Below are 19,176 nucleotides of genomic sequence, written 5' to 3' on the forward strand. Positions count from 1 at the left end.
CCGCAACGTCAGGCGCTCCGCGCCAACACCCCGGACAGGTCGTCGCGCAGCCATCCGGCGATCCGGGGCCAGGCATGGGCGTGGGTGCGCGCCCCCATGAACAGGCCGAGATGATTGCTCGGCTCGGACGCTGCCGCAATGAAGGCCGCCGGCGTGCCGACGAGACCGGCGGTGGCGAGTGCCTGCGCAGCCGGCACGACGTCGTCGTCCAGCCCGGCCAGCAGGAACACCGGCGCCTTGACGTCCTTGAGGTCAACGGCGCGGCCGAGGGCGACGAATGAGCCGGCGGCGATCCGGTTCTCCCGGAAAATCCAATTGACGATCTGAAGATAATAAGTGCCCGGCAGATCGAGCGTTTCCGTATTCCAGCGATCGAAGCGCGCGAGCAGCGCCGCGCCGTCCTCGTCCGAGATATCCCTCTGCAACGCCGCTTCGATGTCGTCGCGGCTCGGCGCCTTGGACCACAAGCGCAGCATCTCCTCGCCGCTGACATTGCCGCCCCCGCGCGCCACGAGCTGGTCATAGACCAACTCGGGCGCGTTGCGGGTGAGCCGCGACAACGGGGATTCGATCGACAGGTCGACCGGTGCGCCCGCAAGCACCAGCCGCCGCACCTTGGCCGGAAAACGCGCCGCATAGAGCAGCGACAGCCAGCCCCCTTGGCACAACCCGACGAGATCCACCGGCGCGCCGATCTCGTCGATGGCGACGTTGAGGTCGGTCAGATAGCTGTCGATCGAGAGATAGCGCATGTCCGGCGCCGCTGACCGCCAATCCGTGAGATAGACCCGGTCGATGCCGCCGGCCTGGAGGGACTGCACCACGCTGTGGCCGGGCGCGAAGTCGGCGATCAGGGGCCGATGCAGCGCATAGGGCGCGCACACCAGCGCGGGCTGGCCTGAGCGGGTCCGCGTGCAATCGCGCAGACGCATGGTCGCCAGCTCCAGCGCGACCGTGCCGGGCGTCGTCCACGGCAGGCTGCTATCGCCCTGCTCGGCGGGTCCGCGCTCGATCCACCAGAAGCAGGCGTCCATGGCGAGCCGCGCTGCTGCAAACGGCCACAGCAGCGGATCATCCGAGGCATGCCCTGGTCGGCTTGGCTGATTGCCGGTCTTCTCCTTCATCGCTGTCTCGATCTCCTCACAGGAACGCCTCGAGGCCGACGACCGAAATGCCGAGGTCCCTGAAACTCTGATGGGTCGCGGCCACGGTGCCGCCGAGATCGATGCCGCGGCAGGCATCCTCGATGACGGCGACCTCGAACCCTGCCTTGCGCGCGTCCTCCGCCGAGAAGCGGACACAGAAATCCAGCGCCAGACCGGTGACGAAGACGGTCTTCAGCTCGCGCTCGCGCAAGTATCCGAGCAGGCCCGTCGGCGTCCTCTTGTCGTTCTCGAACAACGCCGAATAGGAGTCGATGCCGCGGCGAAAGCCCTTGCGGACCACGAGGTTCGCCCTGGCGATGTCGAGATCCCGGTGGAATTCGGCGCCGGCCGTGCCCTTGACGCAATGCGTCGGCCACAACACCTGGATGCCGTAGTCGAGCTCGATGGTCTGGAACGGCTGCTTGCCCGGATGGTTCGGCGCAAAAGAGACGTGATCTCTCGGATGCCAGTCCTGGGTCAGCACCACATTGGCGAATTTTTGGGCGATCCGGTTGACCGCGGGGACGACCTTCTCGCCGCCGGGAACGGCGAGCGCTCCACCGGTGCAGAAATCGTTCTGCACATCGATCACCAGCAGCACGTCGCGATCGGAAATCTTCATTGCCAGGCTCATCCCGCCTGCCCGGCACGACAGCGCCGAGCATTCTTCCTTCAAGCACACTTCTTATTAGTGTCGGCCTTCCAGCGCTGCTGCGCAACCGCCGGCCCGTGCGGACGCCTGCGCGAATTGGTCACCGGTCGGGTCCTCGGGATGCAACGGTTTGATGTCGACCGTGTTGACTAGCGGCACCCAAGGACGGATTCTGAACGCCGGTCGTCGTTTTCGGTCGGAGAGAGCGGAGGAAGCGGTTCCCGCAGCGGGCAAAGCTGTGGCAGCCATATCGCCATGACAATCGGCAAGACAGGACAGATTCTTCTCGCCGATATCGGCGGCACCAACGCGCGCTTCGCGCTGAGCCAGGTCGCGTCTCGGGACGGCGATCCGGCCGCACCGATCGACTATGTGAAAGTCGCCGACTTTCCAACCGTCCGGGAGGCCATCGTCGACGTCCTCGCGCGCCGGGCCGGCGGCGAGCCGCCCAGAAGGGCCGTGCTGGCGGTCGCGGGGCCCGTGACCAACAATCGCTGCGTCATGACCAACAGTCCGTGGGTCATCGACGGCAACGAGCTGCAACCCGCTCTCGGCTTCGACAGCGTCCACGTGCTCAACGACTTTGAAGTGGTGGCCTGGTCCCTTCCCGCCTTGCAGCCGGCCGACCTGATCCCGCTCGGCGGACAGGATGGCCTTCCCGGCGAACCCTTGCTGGTGGTCGGGCCCGGCACGGGCTTTGGCGTGTCCTGTCTGGTCGAGCGCCATGGCGCGCGGCTGGCGGTCGTGACCGAGGCCGGTCACGCGACCCTGCCGGCGGAGAACGAGCGCGAGGAACGGGTCATCGCCTGTCTGCGCAAGCGCCTCGGCCATGTCTCGATCGAGCGCGGTGCGCTCTCGGGTTCCGGCCTGCAAAGCCTCTACGAGGCCCTTGCGGAGCTCGACGGCGCCCAGGTGCCGCATCGCGATCCCGCCGCCATCACCAAGGCCGCGCTGGAGGGCAGCTGTCCCGTCAGCCGCGCGACGCTCGACATGTTTTGCGCCATTCTCGGCTCGGTCGCCGGCAATCTCGCGGTGACCTTCGGCGCCCGCGGCGGGGTCTATATTGCCGGTGGAATCGTGCCCCGTTTTCCCGAGTTCCTCGCCGCCTCGGCGTTCCGGGCACGCTTCGAGGCCAAGGGACGATTCCAGGACTACCTGCGAAACATCCCAACCAGGCTGGTGACCAAGCCCGATGCGAGCTTCGTCGGCCTGAAGATGTTTGCCGAGCACAATCCAAACTGAGCGGCGGGCATTGGTTCCCGCCGGTTCAATAATTCACAACTGATTAAGGCATCGGCGCGGTTTCACGCAGGATCTGCTTGCCTGCGTGCTTCCGATGCGAAACAATCTTGCCGTGTGTGTGGCGTAGTTGCGGGGGCGTGACATGCGTAAGCAGGATTTGGGTTTCGACTATCACCGCTATCACCGTCTGCTGACCGAGGCGGATGACGATGACAAGCGCCTGGCCTTGATCGAGCTCTTGATCGAGGAAAAGGCGAAAGACCGGCTGGCTGCCCAGCGCGCCTCGGACCGTGCTGCCATGACGGCACACACCATCGCCACGGTTTTGAAGAACGGCCGATACCGAGACCTCGCTCTCATCACGCGCGGCTCCGCCGATGATCTCAGCGCACCCTTACCGTCACTCAGTGCGGCACCTTTGCCGTCACTCGGTGCGGAGCCCTCGTCGTCACTCAGTGCGGCGTCTTCACCGGTGCTTCCGGAAACATCGAATCGATCATCGCCTTGAGCTGATCCATTGCGATCGGCTTGCGCAGGATCGGTCGGCGCCGAAGCAAGGACGGCAGCAGCTCAGGGCCGTAACCGGTGGCGAACAGGAACGGCTTTCCGCGGCGCTCGATCAGGTCGGCGACGGGATCGACGTAAACGCCCATCAGGTTGATGTCGAGGATGGCCAGATCGTATTGCGCGGTCATGGCAAAGGCGCTTGCGTCGCGGACATTGTCCGCCTCCGCGACGACGTGGTGGCCGAGTTCCTCCACCATGTCGGCGATCATCATCCGGATCAACGCCTCGTCTTCGACCAGGAAAACGGAGAGTCCGTCCGCCATATCAACCCCGCAGTCAGCCAAGCGAAGCTAACCATAACCGAATTGTAGAAAGGATTCACGAATTCGTGGCGAGCGCCGTTAATTCGCTCGCCCACGATCGGATTCAACTTGATCAATCCAGCCCCCGCTCGTGGCTGAGGCGGACCATTTCCTGGATGAAGACCTGCTTCTGCTTGTCATCGAGGCTCGAATAGAGCGGCTCGGCGGCATCTGCGACGTTGCGCTGGTCGGCGGCCCGGTCGATCAGGAACTGCGACTCGTTACGCATCTGCTCGATGATGTCGTCGGGCGGATCGCGCTTGGCGCGGGCAACCCGCAGGTTGAGCCGCTCCGCACCATTATGTCCCAGGTAGTGCATGGCGCTCGAGAAGCCGTACCAGTGCTTCTCCTGATCGGACGTGAGGTTCAGCTCGGTCTTGATCCGCTCGATATAGGCATCGCTGTTGGCGACGATCTGTTCCGCGGTCTGCTGCGGCGCGCCGGGCTGGGTGAGAACGGTGACGTTCTTGTTGTCTTTATTGTCCTTGTTGTCTTTATCCTTGCCGTCCGGCGGGGCGTTCTTGGCCTCCTTGCTTGCCTTGGCGCCCTTGCCCGCCTTGGCGCTCTTGGCATCCTTGTCCTTGCCGCCCGGCTGCTTGGACTCCTTCGCGTCTTTGCCGGCCTCCTTATTGGCCTCCTTGGGCGGCGGCCCCTGGTTGTTGTTGCCGACGCCGAGCACACCAGTGAAGACGCCCACCACGCCGCCGATGGCGCCGCCGAGCACGCCGCCAACGGGACCTGCCGCCTTGTTCCCGGCCGCAGCTCCCTCCTGAACGCCCTTGACCAGACCTTGGGCATTCGCCACCGAGGCTGTGCCGAGCAGCAGCGCAAGCGCGGACCCCAGCGCAAACCATCGTCGCAGGTGAAGTCGCGCTGGCAGCGCCGGTTTGATCATTCTCGTCTCCATCGTCGATCTGACTGGCCTGTCGGGCGAGAGCCCCCGCCAATTGCAACTCTATCGTTTCCGCCGCGCCGCGGTCCAGACGCGCCGATTGCTGTCTACGCCCGAAAACTCTTTCGTGCGAAGCGGTTATGCAGGCTTATTCGAAACTGCGGCGTAATTGCGCACGGATCGTTGGAGGGGCGGCTCGCGCGAAGTGTGCGTCGCAAAACGAACAGTCTGCGTGGACGCGCGACGGTGCCGGACACACCATTAGTTCTAGACGAGGAGGCGTTCGGCTTTCTCGACAGATGCGATCAATCATGATCTGATCGCGCTACCAATTTGCTGCGGCCCGCGAGAATGTTCACGTCAGCCGACGGCGCCAATAAGAAAATTCCACAACAAAAACTCAAGAAAGAAATCTCAGAGGAAACTCCAACAACAACACCCAGGCGAGGAAACGAGATGTCACGCAAGACACTGACGCGACGTCAATTTGTGGCTGCCACTGCACTGTCCTCCGCGGCGCTGGTTACAGCGCCCTATGTCCGGGGCGCCTACGCCGCCGGCAAGCTCTCCATCGGCTTCTGGGATCATTGGGTCCCGGGTGCGAACAAAGCCTCGACCGACCTCGTCAACGAATGGGCCGCGAAGGAGAAGGTCGAAGTCTCCATCGACTACATCACCAGCAACAACAAGAAGCTCGAACTGACCGTCGCCGCCGAGGCGCAGGCAAAGTCCGGCCACGACATTCTCCAGATGCCGACCTGGTGGCCGCACGCCTATGCAGACCAGCTCGAGCCGGTCACCGACATCATGGGGCCGATAATCAAGCAAAACGGCGAGGTGAACGGCACGACCAAATATCTCGGCCAGGCCGGCGGCAAATGGCTTGCCGTCCCTGCGACCGTCGGCAGCCAGATCAAGGGCCCCTGCTCGCGCATCGACCTGATGAAGAAGCATGCCGGCATCGACGTCCAGGAGATGTATCCGGCGGGCAGCGCGCCCAAGGACGAGAACTGGACAATGGACGTCTTCCTCAAGGCCGCCGAAGCCTGCAACAAGGCCGGCGTCCCGTTCGGGATCGGCCTCGGCGAGACCACGGACAGCGTCGATACCGCCGGCGCGATCTTCCAGTCATTCGGCGCCGAGCTCGTGAACGCCAAGGGCGACATCACCGTGAAGTCTGACAACGTGCGTCAGGCTCTCGAATTCTACAAGAAACTGATCGCGGTGCTTCCGGCGGACGCGCCGTCCTGGGACGACGCCTCGAACAACAAATGGCTGATCTCGGGCCGCGGGGCCCTGATCCTGAATCCGCCGAGCTCGTGGGCCGTTGCCAAACGCGACGCACCACAGGTCGCCGAGCAATGCTGGACGCACGGCATGCCGGCCGGTCCGAAGGGCCGCTTCGCACCGTTCCTGCCCTATTTCTGGGGCGTCTGGGCCTTCGGCAAGAACAAGGAAGCAGCCAAGAGCCTGCTGACGCATCTGTCGCAGCCGTCGTCGATTGAAAAGTTTGTCGCGGCGAGCGGCGGCTACGACCTCCCGGCTTTCGCGAACATGACCAAGCTGAAGACGTGGGCCGAGGAAGGGCCGCCGAAGGGCACGCTCTATAGTTATCCCGACCCGCATGGCCGCCAGACGATGTCGATCGCGGCCTCGCCAGCGCCGCCAAAGATCGCACAGCAGATCTACAATCAGGCGACGTTGACCAAACTGGCGCTGCGCTATGCCCGTGGCGAGACCATGGAGCAGGCTCTCGCCTGGGCCGAGGGCGAGTGCGAAGGCTTCATGCGGAGCTGATGCCGGGTGCTCATGGCGGTTCACGCGCCGACGCGTGAGCCGCCGGCGATTCCGCCTGTCCCATTCTCTTGTCGGGGGAAGCCGGCCAATGCGGTCGGCTTCCCCGTCGAACCTTTACGAAAGTCTTGGCCATGGCCGATGTCGTCGTTGAGCAAGGTCGCTCCGTCCGCGCTGGAAGCTCGCGCAAACGCTCCAGTCTGCGCAACACTCTCGGGCGGAAGTCGACGGTGGCGTTCTTCCTGACGGTGCCGCTGATTCTCCTGATCGCGCTGCTCGTGCTCTATCCAGCCTTCTACTCCATGCATCTGGCGACCTTGAACAAGTCGATGCAGAAGTTCGTCGGCCTCAGCAACTTCACCTTCCTGTTCAAGCGCGAGACGTTCTGGATGGTGGTACGGCAATCCTGCATCTTTGCCCTCACCGCCGTGTTCTTCAAGGCGCTGTTGGGCTTCATCGTCGCCCATTTCGTCCACAACCTTCCGGCCAAGGGCCAGCGCAAATGGCGCGGCATGCTGCTGGTGCCGTGGGTGATCCCGCCGGCGATGAGCACGCTGGCCTGGCTGTGGCTGTTCGACCCGTCCTACAGTGCCTTCAACTACTCGCTGTCGTTCTTCGGCATCGGTCCGATTCCCTGGCTCGGCGACACCTTCTGGGCGCGCTTCTCCGTCATCCTCGTCAACGTCTGGTACGGCGCGCCGTTCTTCATGATCATGTACCTGGCGGCGCTGAAATCGGTGCCGGACCAGCTCTATGAAGCCGCATCGATCGACGGCGCCAATTGGTGGCAGAAGATCTGGCACATCACCTTGCCGATGATGCGCAACATCATCGCCATCACCACGCTGTTCTCGCTGATCGTCACCTTCGCCAATTTCGACATCGTGCGCATCCTGACGTCAGGCGGCCCATTGGATTCGACGCATCTGTTCGCCACCTGGGCATTCCAGGTCGGCATCCAGAGCAGCGATATTCCGCTCGGCGCCTGCGTCTCGCTGTTCATGGTGCCGATCCTCGCAGTCGCGGCGATCTTCATTCTGCGCGATGTCAACAAACGTGGGAACGAAGCCTGATGAGCACGCTTGCAATCGACAAGGGCGGTCCCACGCGGAAAGTCAAATACCGAAGCATGAGCCGGGATCGCACCTGGGCACTGCGCTGGTCCTACTTCTTTCTGGTGCTGTTCGCGATCTTCTCGCTCACCCCGCCGATCTACATGCTGATCACCTCGCTCAAGAGCAGCGCGGAGATATCGGCGGCGACCAATCCCTGGTGGGTGTTCCATCCGACGCTGTCGAACTACGTCGAGCTTTTGACGTCGAACCAGTTTTTGCGCTTCTTCTGGAATTCCGCCATCGTCTCGATCGTGGTGGTGATGGTCACCATGCTGATCAGCATTCCAGCGGCATTCGCGCTGGCTCGAATGAAGTTCTGGGGCTCGACGACGCTGGCGACCGGCGTCTTTCTCACTTACCTGATCCCGGACAGCCTGTTGTTCATCCCGCTTTTCAAGATGCTGGCCGTGGTTCAGGACCTGACCGGCATCACGTTGCTCAACAGATGGTACGTACTGCTGTTCATCTATCCGACACTGACCGTGCCGTTCTGCACCTGGATCATGATCGGCTATTTCGCCTCGATTCCGAAGGAGCTCGACGAGGCCGCCCTCATCGACGGCGCCTCATGGCTCCAGACCCTGACGCGGATCTTCATCCCCGTCGCGCTGCCCGGGCTTATCGCCGCGACCATCTTCGCCTTTACGGTATCCTGGGCGCAATTCCTCTATCCCCTCGTGTTCACGACGTCGGTCGACCAGCTCGTGCTGCCGGTCGGCATCACCACCACGCTGATCAAGGGCGACGTCTTCAACTGGGGGCAGATCATGACCGGCGCGCTGCTCGGCGCCGCGCCGCCGTTGATCATCTACGCCTTCCTGATGGATTACTACATTGCCGGCCTGACCGCCGGTGCGACAAAGGGTTGATGTCTCATGGCTGACGTTGCTTTGCGGAAGGTAGTTAAGCGTTACGACGACGTCGAAGCCGTGCGCGGCATCGACCTCGATATCGCCGACCACGAGTTCATCGTGCTGGTTGGCCCCTCCGGCTGCGGCAAGTCGACGACGCTGCGCATGATCGCCGGCCTCGAGGACATCAGCGACGGCGACATCATGATCGGCGGCGACGTCGTCAACGACGTGCCGCCGAAGGACCGCGACATCGCGATGGTTTTCCAGAACTACGCGCTCTATCCGCACATGACGGTCGCGGAGAACATGTCGTTCGGCCTGCGCCTCAAGCACTATCCCAAGGCCGAGATCAAGGCCCGGGTGACCGAGGCTGCCCGGCTCCTCGACATCACCGACCTGATCGACCGCAAGCCGAAGCAGCTCTCCGGCGGCCAGCGCCAGCGCGTCGCGATGGGCCGGGCCATCGTGCGCAATCCGAAGGTCTTCCTGTTCGACGAGCCGCTGTCCAATCTCGACGCCAAGCTGCGCGTGCAGATGCGGATCGAGATCAAGAAGGTGCACCAGAAGGTGCGCACCACCACCGTCTACGTCACCCATGACCAGGTCGAGGCGATGACGCTGGCCGACCGCGTCGTGGTGATGAACAAGGGGCGGATCGAGCAGATCGGCACGCCGAACGAGCTCTATCACAAGCCGGCGACGCGTTTCGTCGCGGGCTTCATCGGCTCGCCCGCGATGAACTTCATCCCGTGCCGGCTCGAGGATGTCGGCGGCGCGCTTCAGATCCGCCTCACCGATCGCATCTCCTTCGCGCTGCCGCCGGCGCGTGCCGCGCGCTACAACGCGCTGCCGCGCACGGAGAAGCTGCTGCTGGGCCTTCGCCCCGAGCATCTCACCGAGTCGCATGCGCATCTGGAGCCCGGCGTCGAGACCTTCGAGACCGTGCTCGACGTGACCGAACCGATGGGGATGGAGACGCTGGTCTATTTCGGGCTCGACGGCACGCCGGTCTGCGGCCGCGTCAATCCCAACGCCGGCGCCAAGGACGGGGCACCCATGCGTTTGGCGATGGACCTCAACAACATGCACCTGCTAAACGAGGCGACCGGCGTCGTGTTGTGACGCCGGTTCAAGAAACTCGCGCAGGCAGGGGACGATGGCGACCAACAAGAAAAAGATTTTCGTTACGCAAACTTTGTCGCAAGGGGCACGCGCCCTCCTCACCCAGCGCGACGATATCGAGCTCGTCGAGTTTCCGAACCTGATCTCGGCCGGGGATTTCGAGGCCTTGCTGAAGAGCCATGCCCCGGTCCATGGCGTGGCGTTGGGTGCCACGGCCTTCGGCGAGACCGAGCTCGAAGCGTCGAAGGACATGAAGGTGGTGACCCGCATCGGCGTCGGCTATGACGCCGTCGACGTGCCCGCCCTCTCCCGCCGCAAGGTGCCGCTGATGGTCGCGGGCAGCGCCAACTCGCCCTCGGTCGCCGAGCAGGCGCTGTTCATGATGCTGACGCTGGCCAAGCGCGCCAATGAGATGCACGCCTGCGTCAAGGATGGCCAGTGGGCCAACCGCCTCGGGATGCTGCCGTTCGACCTCTACGGCAAGACCGTGCTGATCGTCGGCTTCGGCCGCATCGGCAGTCGCACCGCCAAGCGGTGCCTGGCGATGGAAATGAACGTGCAGGTCTACGATCCCTACAAGGCTGCCGCCGACATCAAGGCGGCCGGCTGCGAGCCCGTCACTGACCTCGATGCCGCGCTGCCGAGCGCCGATTTCGTCACCATCCACTGTCCGAAGACGCCGGAGACCATCGGCCTGTTCGATGCGGCGCGGATCGGGCGGATGAAGCCGCTGTCCTATCTCATCAACACTGCACGCGGCGGCATCGTGAAGGAAGCTGCGCTGTACGACGCGCTCACGTCCGGAAAGCTCGCCGGCGCGGGCATCGACGTGTTCGAGGTCGAGCCGCCGCCAATCAGCAACGCTCTATTCGCGCTGCCCAACGTCATCATGGCGCCCCATGTGGCCGGCGTTACCGTCGAGGCCGTGAGCCGCATGAGCGAGCAGACCGCGCGCAACATCCTCAGTGTGCTGGACGGCGACCCCATCCGCCAGAACATCATCAATCAGGACGTGCTGGGCTGAACGAGCCGATGGTCGCGCTTTAAATTGTTGTTCGAGCATGATCTTTTCGGAAGACCGCTGCCCGCTTTTCCGGATCATGCTTTCAGTCCGCCCCGCCTTCGGAAGGCCAGAATACGTCCCATTTTGGTGCAGATCGGGCCCCAACTCAGCCTTAATCAAGCGCGCGTAATGGAGGCGGAAGCGCGGCGGCAGCGGGACAGACCGGCCGGCGCGTCGAGCTGGAGGATGAACCCTTGTCAGAAATCGATCCGACCGACCACGCTCTGGCGACAATCGCCAGCATTCTGGAGAACCCCGAGCCCGTTCTCGTCATTCGCAAGACCGAGACCGAAATCGTGGTCGCCGGAGAGCGCGAGCACATGGACTCTGACGAGCAGCAGGTCGTCGAGCAGCAGGTCGTCGACGCGTATCCGGCGGTCGACGAGCATCAGTTGGCTGAAGAGCATCTGCTGGCTGAAGAGCATCCCGTGGTCGAGGAGCAGCCGCTGGTCCCGGAGCACACCGATGCCGATGGCTACAGCAAGGTCGGCCCGGGCCCTATGGTCGCGATCCGACTCAAATGGACGGTCCATCGCAGCGATGACGGCCAGTTCTACGTCCACGAGACCATCGGCGAGCAATCCGCTCCCGTGGTCAACGGCCCGATGACGAGCGAAGCCGCCGTGCGCTTCGTCGACGAGCATGAAGACGAGGCACATCGTCGCTTCGAAGAGCTGCGCAGCGAGATCGCCGGCCGCAGCTCGCTCGCCGATTACGAGCGCAAAGGCGAAGCGTAGGGCTCAGATCTCCGTGCACCTCTCCCCGCTGGGGAGAGGTAGACGCAAAGCTCCTACTTCCTTCCCAAAAAGTCCTTCTTTACCAGCTCGACACCGGCGTGCCGCAACAGGTCGTAGGCCGTCGTGACGTGGAAAAAGAACTGCGGCACGCTGAAGGTCAGCAGCAGCGTCCGCCCGGTGAAGGACAGCTCGGTGCCGTTCTTCAGCCTGAAGAAGACGTTGCGTTCCGCCGCCGCATCGATCTCGGCGCGCGGCAGGGTCTCGATGAACTCGATCGACGTCGCGATGCGCGCCTGAAGCCCCGCCATGTCGTGCTCGAGCACGGGCAGCGCCACCGGCTCGCGTCCGGCCAGCAAGGCCGGAGCGACCGTGGCATGGCGGCAGGCCTCGCCGATCTGCTGCGCCAGATCGTACATGTTCGGCGCCATGCGCATCCCCAGCAGGACCGCCGGGTTGAACTTGCGGGCCTCGGCATAGGCGACGCCCTTGTCGAGCAGCGCCGACAGATTTTGCAAGTAAGGCACGAAGAGGCCCACCGAGGCCTCGTGCATCGAGATCGTCACCTCTGAATTCCCTTCAATTTCGCCTCGCCAGCGACGGGCATCTGGTCTAGATCCACACTCAAGAGCTGCACAATGACAGCTCGGAGATGGGTAGAAAAGAGATGATCGTTCGAATCTGGGCGGCTCTGGCCGTCGCGTTGCTGGTGAATGTCTCGGCACATGCGCAGCAGGCATCGCCCTCGCGCCTCGACGAGATCATCAAGCGCGGCACCCTGCGCGTCGGCATGACCGGCGACTACAAGCCCTTCACCTATCTGGACAAGACCACGCAGCAGTTCACCGGCTTCGACGTCGACATGGCGCAGGCGCTCGGCAAGGCACTCGGCGTCAAGGTCGAATTCGTGCCGACGGCCTGGCCGAAGCTGATGAAGGATTTCGAGACCGACCAGTTCGACATCGCCATGGGCGGCGTTTCCGTAACGCTCGACCGGCAGAAGAAGGGCTTCTTCTCCACGCCGATCATGCGCGAGGGCAAGACCCCGATCGCGCGCTGCGCCGACGTCGGCAAGTATCAGAGCATCGCCGACATCGACAAGAAGGGCACCCGGATCATCGTCAACCCCGGCGGCACCAACGAGCGCTTCGCGCGTGCCAACATCAGGGATGCCGAGATCACGGTGTTCGCCGACAATACCGTGATCTTCGACGAGATCGCCAAGGGCAACGCCGATTTGATGATGACGGACGCCTCCGAGACGCGCTACCAGCAGAAGCAGCACGCTGGCGTGCTCTGCGCGGTGCATCCCGAGAAACCGTTCGACTTCTCGGAGAAGGCCTACTGGCTCCAGCGCGACATGGCGCTGAAGGCCTTCGTCGACCAATGGCTGCACATCTCCATGGAAGATGGCAGCTACAGGAAGATCTACGCCGCCTGGTTCGACTGACATGCGAAGGGCGTTAGCGGTCGCATTTTTGCTCGGGATCAGCGGCGTCCATGGTGCGCTCGCGCAGTCGAAGTTCACACCAGCGACCGGGCCGGCATGCAAGGACGAGTCAACGGACGAGCTCGGTCTGTGGACCTGCCCAGGTCCGGCCGGTTACGTGGTGAGCTTTGCCGACGAAGGCAACATCGTATCGGTCACGATTGCGCCTCGGAGCGCAATCGAGAAGGTGTCCGGGCCGACTGCGCAATGGCGCGGCGCCGGCAAGTCCTTTGGCGACAAGGTGCAATGGATCATGCGTGCCGGCGTACCGAGGGCCGCGGTGATCCGCACCTGGCGACGGGTCGGCAAGAATGAGAAGGAGCTCCAGGAGCTCTCCGTGTTCGCGATCAGCGGCGCAAATGCTTGCCTCATTGCTTCGATCGATGTTCATGCCGATAAGGCGAACGACGCCGCGCTTGCCCGCGCCCAACAGGCGGCCAATGCGGGTTGTCCCCGGAAGTAGACGCGGCGCGCTGAATTGTCGCCGGCCAGGCGCGTCACATGCGAGCGGGCACCGCCCGCCCAACTCCGGGCAGAGTTCGGCGCTATTGAACCAAGCTCAGCGCGAGCACGACTCATACCGAGAACAGTGATCTAGATCACTTTTTGCGATTGAACCGGGGCGTATGCCTCGGTCCGGGGACTATCGGCTCAGGAGATGGAAATGAGGAAGCTGTTGGCCGCGGCCGCATTCCTTTTGGCGAGTACAGCCGCTCAAGCACAGTACACGTTCGAATATGGCGGGCGCACCATCCGGATCGATCCGGACCGCGGCACGGTGCAGATTCCCGGCGTTTACGACAACACCGGCCAGGGCAAGGCCAAGAAGGCCAAGAAGAACGAGACGGGCCCGAGTCAGCAGGCCCCGCAGCAAGCGACCGTCGAACCGCAAGCACCGGCTGCTCCGGCACCTGCGCCCGCTCCGGTCGCCCCGCCGGCCGCGCAGGCGCCCGCAGCTGCGGCCGTAGCACCGCCTCCTGCACCGCCACCGCCGGCTCCTCCGCCGACCACGACCGCCACCAACGCGCCGGCCAACACGGCGGTACTGCCGCCGCCCGCGCCGCCTCCGGCCGCGGCTCCGGTCGAGCAGCAGGCCGCGCCCGCCGTGGCGCCACCGCCCGCCCCGACCGTGGCTGCCGCACCACCGGCGCCGCCTCCGCCACCTGCCCCGGCGCCCGCCCCCGCTCCCGTTCAGGCGGCCGCAGCCACGCCGGCTCCGGCTGCCGCGGCCACGCGCGATATCAGCTCGCCGCTCGGCGTCTGGCTCACCGAGGAGAAGGAAGGCAAGGTCCGTATCGAGCAATGCGGCAGCAATCTCTGCGGCTATTCGGTCGATTCGAAATCGAACCAGAACGGCGAGCAGGTTCTGATCAACATGAAGCCCGGCAAGGACCAGAAATGGTCGGGCCGCATCCTCGACCCCAACTCTGGTTCCACCTACGATTCGACCATCGCGATGAAAGGCACCGACCGGTTGCGCGTGCAGGGCTGCGCCTTCGGCGGCATGTTCTGCGGCGGCCAGACCTGGACGCGCGTGAACTGAGCTCGGGCTGATCAATCAACACAAGGGGCCCCGTGATGCGGGCCCCCTTGCTTTTGTGCGGCGTGCCGTAGCGAGGTGCGCAACGTCACACAGCCGCATGCGCACGTGACAGCCCTCACATCGCCGGTTCCACACGCATGCCACCGTTCCCGCATGGTCAACCGCAGGGGCGTGTCATGAACGGCTTTCGCAAGACTCTCTTCGCCACCATCGTCACCATCGCTGTCCCGCTCGTGCAGGCGAATGCTGCGACGAGCACGTTCGACGGCGCATGGAACGTCCGCATCGCCTCCTCGAGCCAGGCCTGCGGCAACGGCGCGACCGTCGCGATCGGAATCAACAACGGTCAAATCGCATCGGGCAACGCCGCGGTGACGGCGTCAGGCCGCGTCGCCGATGCGGGCAGCATCAAGGTCACCTTGAGCACCGGCATCAAGCGCGCCGTCGGCTTCGGCCGGCTCAGCGGCACGTCCGGCTCCGGCACCTGGCGCGGCGCCATGTGCACGGGGACGTGGACGGCGGAAAGAATGTAGGGTTTCGTGTCCCGGACAAGCAGCGACGCCAAGCGTTGCTGCGCAGAGCCGGGACCCAGCAATCTTCGTGGTCCGAAATCTCTGGGCCCCGGCTCGGCGACGCATCGCCTGCGCGATGCGTCTTGTCCGGGGGCACGAGAGAGGTCGTCAGCCAACCGCGGCGCCATACTCGGCGTCGGTCACCGGTTCGAGCCAAGTCGAGTAGACGCCGTCGAGGGCTTCCTGCATGGCGATGTGGCACATGCCGTTGGTCGGCGAAGCCCCGTGCCAGTGCAACTCGCCCGGCGGAATCCAGACGGTGTCGCCAGGCCGGATCTCCCTGACGGGACCGCCCTTGGTCTGCACGCGCCCGACGCCGGAGATGACGTACAGCGTCTGCCCGAGCGGATGGTGATGCCAATTGGTGCGCGCGCCCGGCTCGAACGCGACGCGCGAGCAGTTCAGCCGTGCCGGCGACGGCGCCATGATGACCGGATCCTGCCAGACAGTGCCGGTGAAGTTCTCCTTGGGCGCGCGGCGGGTCGGCCGCGTGCCTGCGACTGTGATCTCCATGGGGTCCTCGCTTCCTGTTACTTCTTGCTGGCGGCGTAGCGCGCCTTGGTTTCGGCGTTCATGGGATAGAGGCCCGGCAGCACCGCGCCGTTGTTCACCTCGTTGACGATCCAGGCTTCCATGCGTTCCTGCTCGACGCCCTCGTTGAGCACGTGATCGAGCATTGCCTGCGGGATCAGCACGCAGCCGTCCTGGTCGGCGACGACGATGTCGTTCGGGAATACGGCGACGCCGCCGCAGCCGATCGGCTCGCCCCAGCCGACAAAGGTCAGGCCCGCGACCGAAGGCGGCGCGGCATAGCCGTCGCACCAGACCGGCAAATTGGTGCCGAGCACGCCCTCGACGTCACGCACGACGCCGTCAGTGACGAGCGCCGTCACGCCCCGCTTGACCATGCGCGCGCAGAGAATGTCGCCGAAGATGCCGGCATCGGTGATGCCCATGGCGTCGACCACGGCGATGCAGCCATCGGGCATCGCCTCGATCGCGGTGCGGGTCGAGATCGGCGACGACCAGGATTCCGGCGTCGCCAGATCCTCGCGCGCCGGCACGAAACGCAGCGTGAAGGCCGGGCCAACCAGCCGCGGCAGTCCCGGGCGCAGCGGACGCGCGCCGCGCATCCACACGTTGCGCAGGCCCTTCTTCAGCAGGACCGTGGTGATGGTGGCGGTGGTGATGCCGGCGAGGGTCTTGCGGGCTTCGGGGGACAGCGACATGGAAACAGACGAGCTCCGGATGGGCGGGAAAGAACGCGCGCATCTTGCGAGCCGCAGCCCTTGCGTCAAGGGCCAAGAGCCCACCAATAACGCAGGGCGGCTGAGCCGTTATGCGACGCGATAACAAGGCTTTATCGCGCCCCCTTGCATTAATTTATTGGACTTGCGGGCGCATTTACGCGAAGCAGGACGAAGCGGAACTCTCACGCCGAGGGCCGCATTCCTCCGAAGCCCGATTTCGACAGCTCCTCGACAGCTCATGGCCGCGACGCTTCCCCCGCCCCGCCTTCTGCCCAGTGGCGACAGCGCCGTCACGGTCGAGTTCAGCCGCACCATCGACGACGATGCCAACCAGCGCGTGCTGGCGCTCGACAAGGCGCTGGCCGCAAGCTCCATCGACGGCATCACCGAGACCGTGCCGACCTATCGTTCGCTGCTGGTGCATTACGATCCCGGCAAGATCGGCTTCGAGGCGCTCGGCGACAAGCTGCTCGCGCTCGCCGGCCGGCCGCTGCCGCCAGCGACGAAGGCGCGCCGCTGGCTCATTCCCGTCGCCTATGGCGGCGAGCACGGCATCGATCTGGAGGACGTCGCCAAGGCGCTCGGCACCACGCCCGACGACATCGTCGCCCGTCACGCCGGCGGCGACTACAAGGTCGCCATGATCGGATTCACGCCGGGCTGGTCCTATCTCAGCGGCCTCGACAAATTCCTGCACATGTCGCGGCGGCAAAACCCGCGGCTGCTGACGCCCGCCGGCACCATCTCGATCGGCGGCGTCCAGGCGGGCATCCAATGCCTGGCCGCGCCGAGCGGCTGGCACCTTCTGGGCCGCACGCCCGTCAGAACCTATCAGCTCCATCGCAATCCCACCTTCCTCACCGAACCCGGCGACCGCGTGACGTTCTTCGCCATCGACCACACGACATTCGATGAACTGGACCGCGCTGCCGAAGCCGGCGAGATCATCGCCGAGCAGGTGAACGCATGAGCCGGCTCGTCGTCGCCAGCATTGGACCGGCAAGCTCCGTCCAGGATGGCGGCCGCCTCGGCGCGCAGCGCTACGGCTTGACGGTGAGCGGGGCGATGGACCGGCTGTCGCTGGCTGCGGCAAACACGCTGGTCGGCAACGAAGCGTTCGCGGCTGCCGTCGAGATCGGCCCGTTCGGCGCGTCCTTCACCGCGCGTGACGGCGCCGTGCGCGTCGCGATGTCAGGCGCTCCGCGCAACGCGGACGTCGCCGGAAGCCCGGTCGCGATGGACACGTCGGTGACGCTGAAGGACGGCGAGACGCTGACGCTGGGCTTTGCCCGCGGCGGCGCCTTCACCTATCTGGCGATCGAAGGGACTATCCGCGGCGAGCCGGTGTTCGGCAGTCTCGCAGTCAATGCGCGCGCGGGTCTCGGCAGCCCCTACCCGCGCCCGCTCCAGGCCGGCGACGAGTTCAGCGTCGATGCCGCCAGCGGCGCGCCGGAGTTGCGCATCGAATTGCCGAAGCCGGTGAGCGGCCCGATCCGCGTGCTGCTGGGGCCGCAGGACGACGAGTTCGACGACGAAAACAAGGCGCTGTTCCTGGACAGCGAGTGGAAGATCTCGGCGACCTCCGACCGCATGGGCTACCGGCTCGAAGGTCCCGCGATCAAGCATCTGCACGGCCACAACATCGTCTCCGACGGCACCGTCAACGGCAGCATCCAGGTGCCCGGCAACGGCTCGCCGATCGCGCTGATGATGGATCGCGGCACGTCCGGCGGCTATCCGAAGATCGCAACCGTCATCACGGCGGATGTCGGCCGTCTCGCGCAGACCTCGGCGGGAACGGCGTTCCGCTTCAAGGCCGTCAGCATGGCCGAGGCGCAAGACGAAGCGCGCAAATTCGCGCAAGCGATCCGGACCCTGCCCGATCGCCTGCGTTCATCAGATACCGTCGCGCTCAACGTCGAGGCGCTCAGCGATGCCAATGTTGCGGGCTACGCCGTGAGCGCCGTCGACGCCGGGACGTGGCAGGTCGCGGCGGAACCGTAAACGGCAACAAGACCAGAGGCGGAGAGCACCATGAAGACAGTCGATCTCAATTGCGATCTCGGCGAGGGATTTGGCGCGTGGGAGATGGGCAACGACGCGGCGATGATCGAGCTGGCGAGTTCGGTGAATGTCGCCTGCGGCTTCCATGCCGGCGATCCCGACATCATGCGCCGGACGGTCGAGCTGGCGAAGGCGCGCGGCGTCTCGGTCGGCGCACACCCCGGATATCGCGATTTGCACGGCTTCGGCCGGCATCCGATCGCGGGGCTGAAAGCCTCCGAGATCGAGAACCTCGTCGCCTACCAGATCGGCGCGTTGCAGGCGATCGCGACGGCGGCCGGCCACAAGGTCACGCATGTGAAGGCGCATGGCGCGCTCTCCAACGTCGCCTGCGAGGACGACATGACGGCGATGGCGATCGCCGCCGGCATCAAGGCGGTCGATCCCAGCCTGATCTTCGTCGTGCTCGCCAACTCGAAGCTGGTGAAGGCCGGCGAAGCCGCCAATCTGCCGATGGTGCACGAGGTGTTCGCCGACCGCGCCTATGAGAACGACGGCAATCTGGTTTCGCGGAAGAAGCCCGGCGCGGTGCTGCACGATGCCAAGGCGATCGCCGATCGCGTGGTGCGCATGGTGCAGGACGGCGCAGTGGTGTCGGTGACGGGCAAGGTCATCAAGATGCGCACGGACACGGTGTGCATCCATGGCGACACGCCTGGCGCGGTCGACATCGCGCGCGGCTTGCGGCAGGCGTTGAAGGCTGCGGGGATCGAGGTGGCGCCGTTCAAGCGCGGGTGAGGCAGACTCGGTGCCGTAGGGTGGGCAAAGCGAAGCGT

Annotated in this window: 21 protein-coding genes and 1 pseudogene; 15 read left to right on the plus strand and 7 right to left on the minus strand. The window is 64.8% G+C overall.

What is annotated here, in order from left to right:
* Window positions 1-8: 8 nt before the first annotated feature.
* Window positions 9-1,124, minus strand: coding sequence for an alpha/beta fold hydrolase (locus tag HAP40_RS19970; RefSeq protein WP_166816208.1), 1,116 nt, complete (start codon window positions 1,122-1,124; stop codon window positions 9-11).
* A 16-nt stretch (window positions 1,125-1,140) separates the two neighbouring features.
* Window positions 1,141-1,779, minus strand: a complete 639-nt coding sequence (gene pncA / locus HAP40_RS19975) for a bifunctional nicotinamidase/pyrazinamidase (protein WP_166816207.1) — start codon at window positions 1,777-1,779, stop codon at window positions 1,141-1,143.
* Window positions 1,780-2,052: 273 nt separating this feature from the next.
* On the opposite strand from pncA, the gene glk reads away from it, so the two are divergent.
* Entirely contained in the window at window positions 2,053-3,039 is a 987-nt protein-coding gene (gene glk / locus HAP40_RS19980; protein WP_166816206.1) for a glucokinase, read from the plus strand.
* Between the two features lie 142 nt (window positions 3,040-3,181).
* Window positions 3,182-3,379: pseudogene (locus tag HAP40_RS19985) on the plus strand (hypothetical protein); the annotation flags it as partial.
* A gap of 112 nt (window positions 3,380-3,491) precedes the next feature.
* Here the strand turns inward: HAP40_RS19985 and HAP40_RS19990 are convergent.
* Window positions 3,492-3,869: a response regulator gene (locus tag HAP40_RS19990; protein WP_008564831.1), complete on the minus strand. Its 378-nt coding sequence runs from the start codon at window positions 3,867-3,869 to the stop codon at window positions 3,492-3,494.
* 112 nt (window positions 3,870-3,981) lie between these two features.
* Window positions 3,982-4,803, minus strand: a complete 822-nt coding sequence (locus tag HAP40_RS19995; protein WP_166816205.1) for a Spy/CpxP family protein refolding chaperone — start codon at window positions 4,801-4,803, stop codon at window positions 3,982-3,984.
* Between the two features lie 453 nt (window positions 4,804-5,256).
* Between HAP40_RS19995 and HAP40_RS20000 the strand changes: the two genes are divergently transcribed.
* From HAP40_RS20000 to HAP40_RS20025, 6 genes are all read left to right on the plus strand, one after another.
* Window positions 5,257-6,597, plus strand: coding sequence for an ABC transporter substrate-binding protein (locus HAP40_RS20000; RefSeq protein ID WP_166816204.1), 1,341 nt, complete (start codon window positions 5,257-5,259; stop codon window positions 6,595-6,597).
* A gap of 131 nt (window positions 6,598-6,728) precedes the next feature.
* Window positions 6,729-7,667, plus strand: coding sequence for a carbohydrate ABC transporter permease (locus HAP40_RS20005; RefSeq protein WP_166816203.1), 939 nt, complete (start codon window positions 6,729-6,731; stop codon window positions 7,665-7,667).
* Window positions 7,667-8,578, plus strand: coding sequence for a carbohydrate ABC transporter permease (locus HAP40_RS20010; protein ID WP_028179734.1), 912 nt, complete (start codon window positions 7,667-7,669; stop codon window positions 8,576-8,578). The genes HAP40_RS20005 and HAP40_RS20010 overlap by 1 nt, the downstream gene beginning before the upstream one ends.
* A gap of 6 nt (window positions 8,579-8,584) precedes the next feature.
* On the plus strand, window positions 8,585-9,685 hold the full coding sequence (locus HAP40_RS20015; RefSeq protein WP_166816202.1) for an ABC transporter ATP-binding protein: 1,101 nt from the start codon (window positions 8,585-8,587) through the stop codon (window positions 9,683-9,685).
* A gap of 34 nt (window positions 9,686-9,719) precedes the next feature.
* Window positions 9,720-10,709 (plus strand): hydroxyacid dehydrogenase, encoded by a 990-nt coding sequence (locus tag HAP40_RS20020; RefSeq protein WP_166816201.1) that lies wholly within the window; start codon window positions 9,720-9,722, stop codon window positions 10,707-10,709.
* A gap of 233 nt (window positions 10,710-10,942) precedes the next feature.
* Window positions 10,943-11,485: a hypothetical protein gene (locus tag HAP40_RS20025; protein WP_166816200.1), complete on the plus strand. Its 543-nt coding sequence runs from the start codon at window positions 10,943-10,945 to the stop codon at window positions 11,483-11,485.
* 53 nt (window positions 11,486-11,538) lie between these two features.
* Here HAP40_RS20025 and HAP40_RS20030 read toward each other — a convergent pair whose 3' ends face one another.
* Complete coding sequence (locus HAP40_RS20030) at window positions 11,539-12,036, minus strand: DUF1993 domain-containing protein (RefSeq protein WP_166819437.1); 498 nt, start codon at window positions 12,034-12,036, stop codon at window positions 11,539-11,541.
* Between the two features lie 113 nt (window positions 12,037-12,149).
* Between HAP40_RS20030 and HAP40_RS20035 the strand changes: the two genes are divergently transcribed.
* The 4 genes from HAP40_RS20035 (at window position 12,150) to HAP40_RS20050 (ending at window position 15,047) form a co-directional block, all read left to right on the plus strand.
* The gene (locus tag HAP40_RS20035) at window positions 12,150-12,932 is read left to right on the plus strand and encodes a transporter substrate-binding domain-containing protein (protein WP_166816199.1); all 783 of its coding nucleotides are present in this window, start codon (window positions 12,150-12,152) and stop codon (window positions 12,930-12,932) included.
* A 1-nt stretch (window position 12,933) separates the two neighbouring features.
* Entirely contained in the window at window positions 12,934-13,434 is a 501-nt protein-coding gene (locus tag HAP40_RS20040) for a hypothetical protein (protein ID WP_166816198.1), read from the plus strand.
* A 201-nt stretch (window positions 13,435-13,635) separates the two neighbouring features.
* Window positions 13,636-14,514 (plus strand): DUF2147 domain-containing protein, encoded by an 879-nt coding sequence (locus tag HAP40_RS20045; protein ID WP_166816197.1) that lies wholly within the window; start codon window positions 13,636-13,638, stop codon window positions 14,512-14,514.
* A gap of 176 nt (window positions 14,515-14,690) precedes the next feature.
* On the plus strand, window positions 14,691-15,047 hold the full coding sequence (locus tag HAP40_RS20050) for a hypothetical protein (RefSeq protein ID WP_166816196.1): 357 nt from the start codon (window positions 14,691-14,693) through the stop codon (window positions 15,045-15,047).
* Between the two features lie 147 nt (window positions 15,048-15,194).
* Here the strand turns inward: HAP40_RS20050 and HAP40_RS20055 are convergent, their stop codons facing one another.
* Together HAP40_RS20055 and HAP40_RS20060 are read right to left on the minus strand one after the other, a co-directional pair.
* Window positions 15,195-15,599, minus strand: a complete 405-nt coding sequence (locus HAP40_RS20055; RefSeq protein ID WP_166816195.1) for a (R)-mandelonitrile lyase — start codon at window positions 15,597-15,599, stop codon at window positions 15,195-15,197.
* 17 nt (window positions 15,600-15,616) lie between these two features.
* Entirely contained in the window at window positions 15,617-16,315 is a 699-nt protein-coding gene (locus tag HAP40_RS20060; protein ID WP_008564879.1) for a ribonuclease activity regulator RraA, read from the minus strand.
* A 259-nt stretch (window positions 16,316-16,574) separates the two neighbouring features.
* Here HAP40_RS20060 and pxpB point away from each other — a divergent pair, with 259 nt between their 5' ends.
* From pxpB to HAP40_RS20075, 3 genes are read left to right on the plus strand one after another with little or no spacing between them, the layout of a single operon-like run.
* Window positions 16,575-17,306 carry a 5-oxoprolinase subunit PxpB gene (gene pxpB, locus HAP40_RS20065; protein WP_166816194.1) on the plus strand — a complete coding sequence of 244 codons (732 nt, stop codon included), beginning with the start codon at window positions 16,575-16,577 and terminating at the stop codon, window positions 17,304-17,306.
* Entirely contained in the window at window positions 17,303-18,340 is a 1,038-nt protein-coding gene (locus tag HAP40_RS20070; protein ID WP_166816193.1) for a biotin-dependent carboxyltransferase family protein, read from the plus strand. Before pxpB ends, HAP40_RS20070 begins: the two co-directional genes overlap by 4 nt.
* Before the next feature lie 30 nt (window positions 18,341-18,370).
* Window positions 18,371-19,138 carry a LamB/YcsF family protein gene (locus HAP40_RS20075; RefSeq protein ID WP_166816192.1) on the plus strand — a complete coding sequence of 256 codons (768 nt, stop codon included), beginning with the start codon at window positions 18,371-18,373 and terminating at the stop codon, window positions 19,136-19,138.
* The last annotated feature ends 38 nt before the right edge of the window (window positions 19,139-19,176 follow it).

Source organism: Bradyrhizobium sp. 1(2017) (assembly GCF_011602485.2).
Classification (GTDB): Bacteria; Pseudomonadota; Alphaproteobacteria; order Rhizobiales; family Xanthobacteraceae; genus Bradyrhizobium.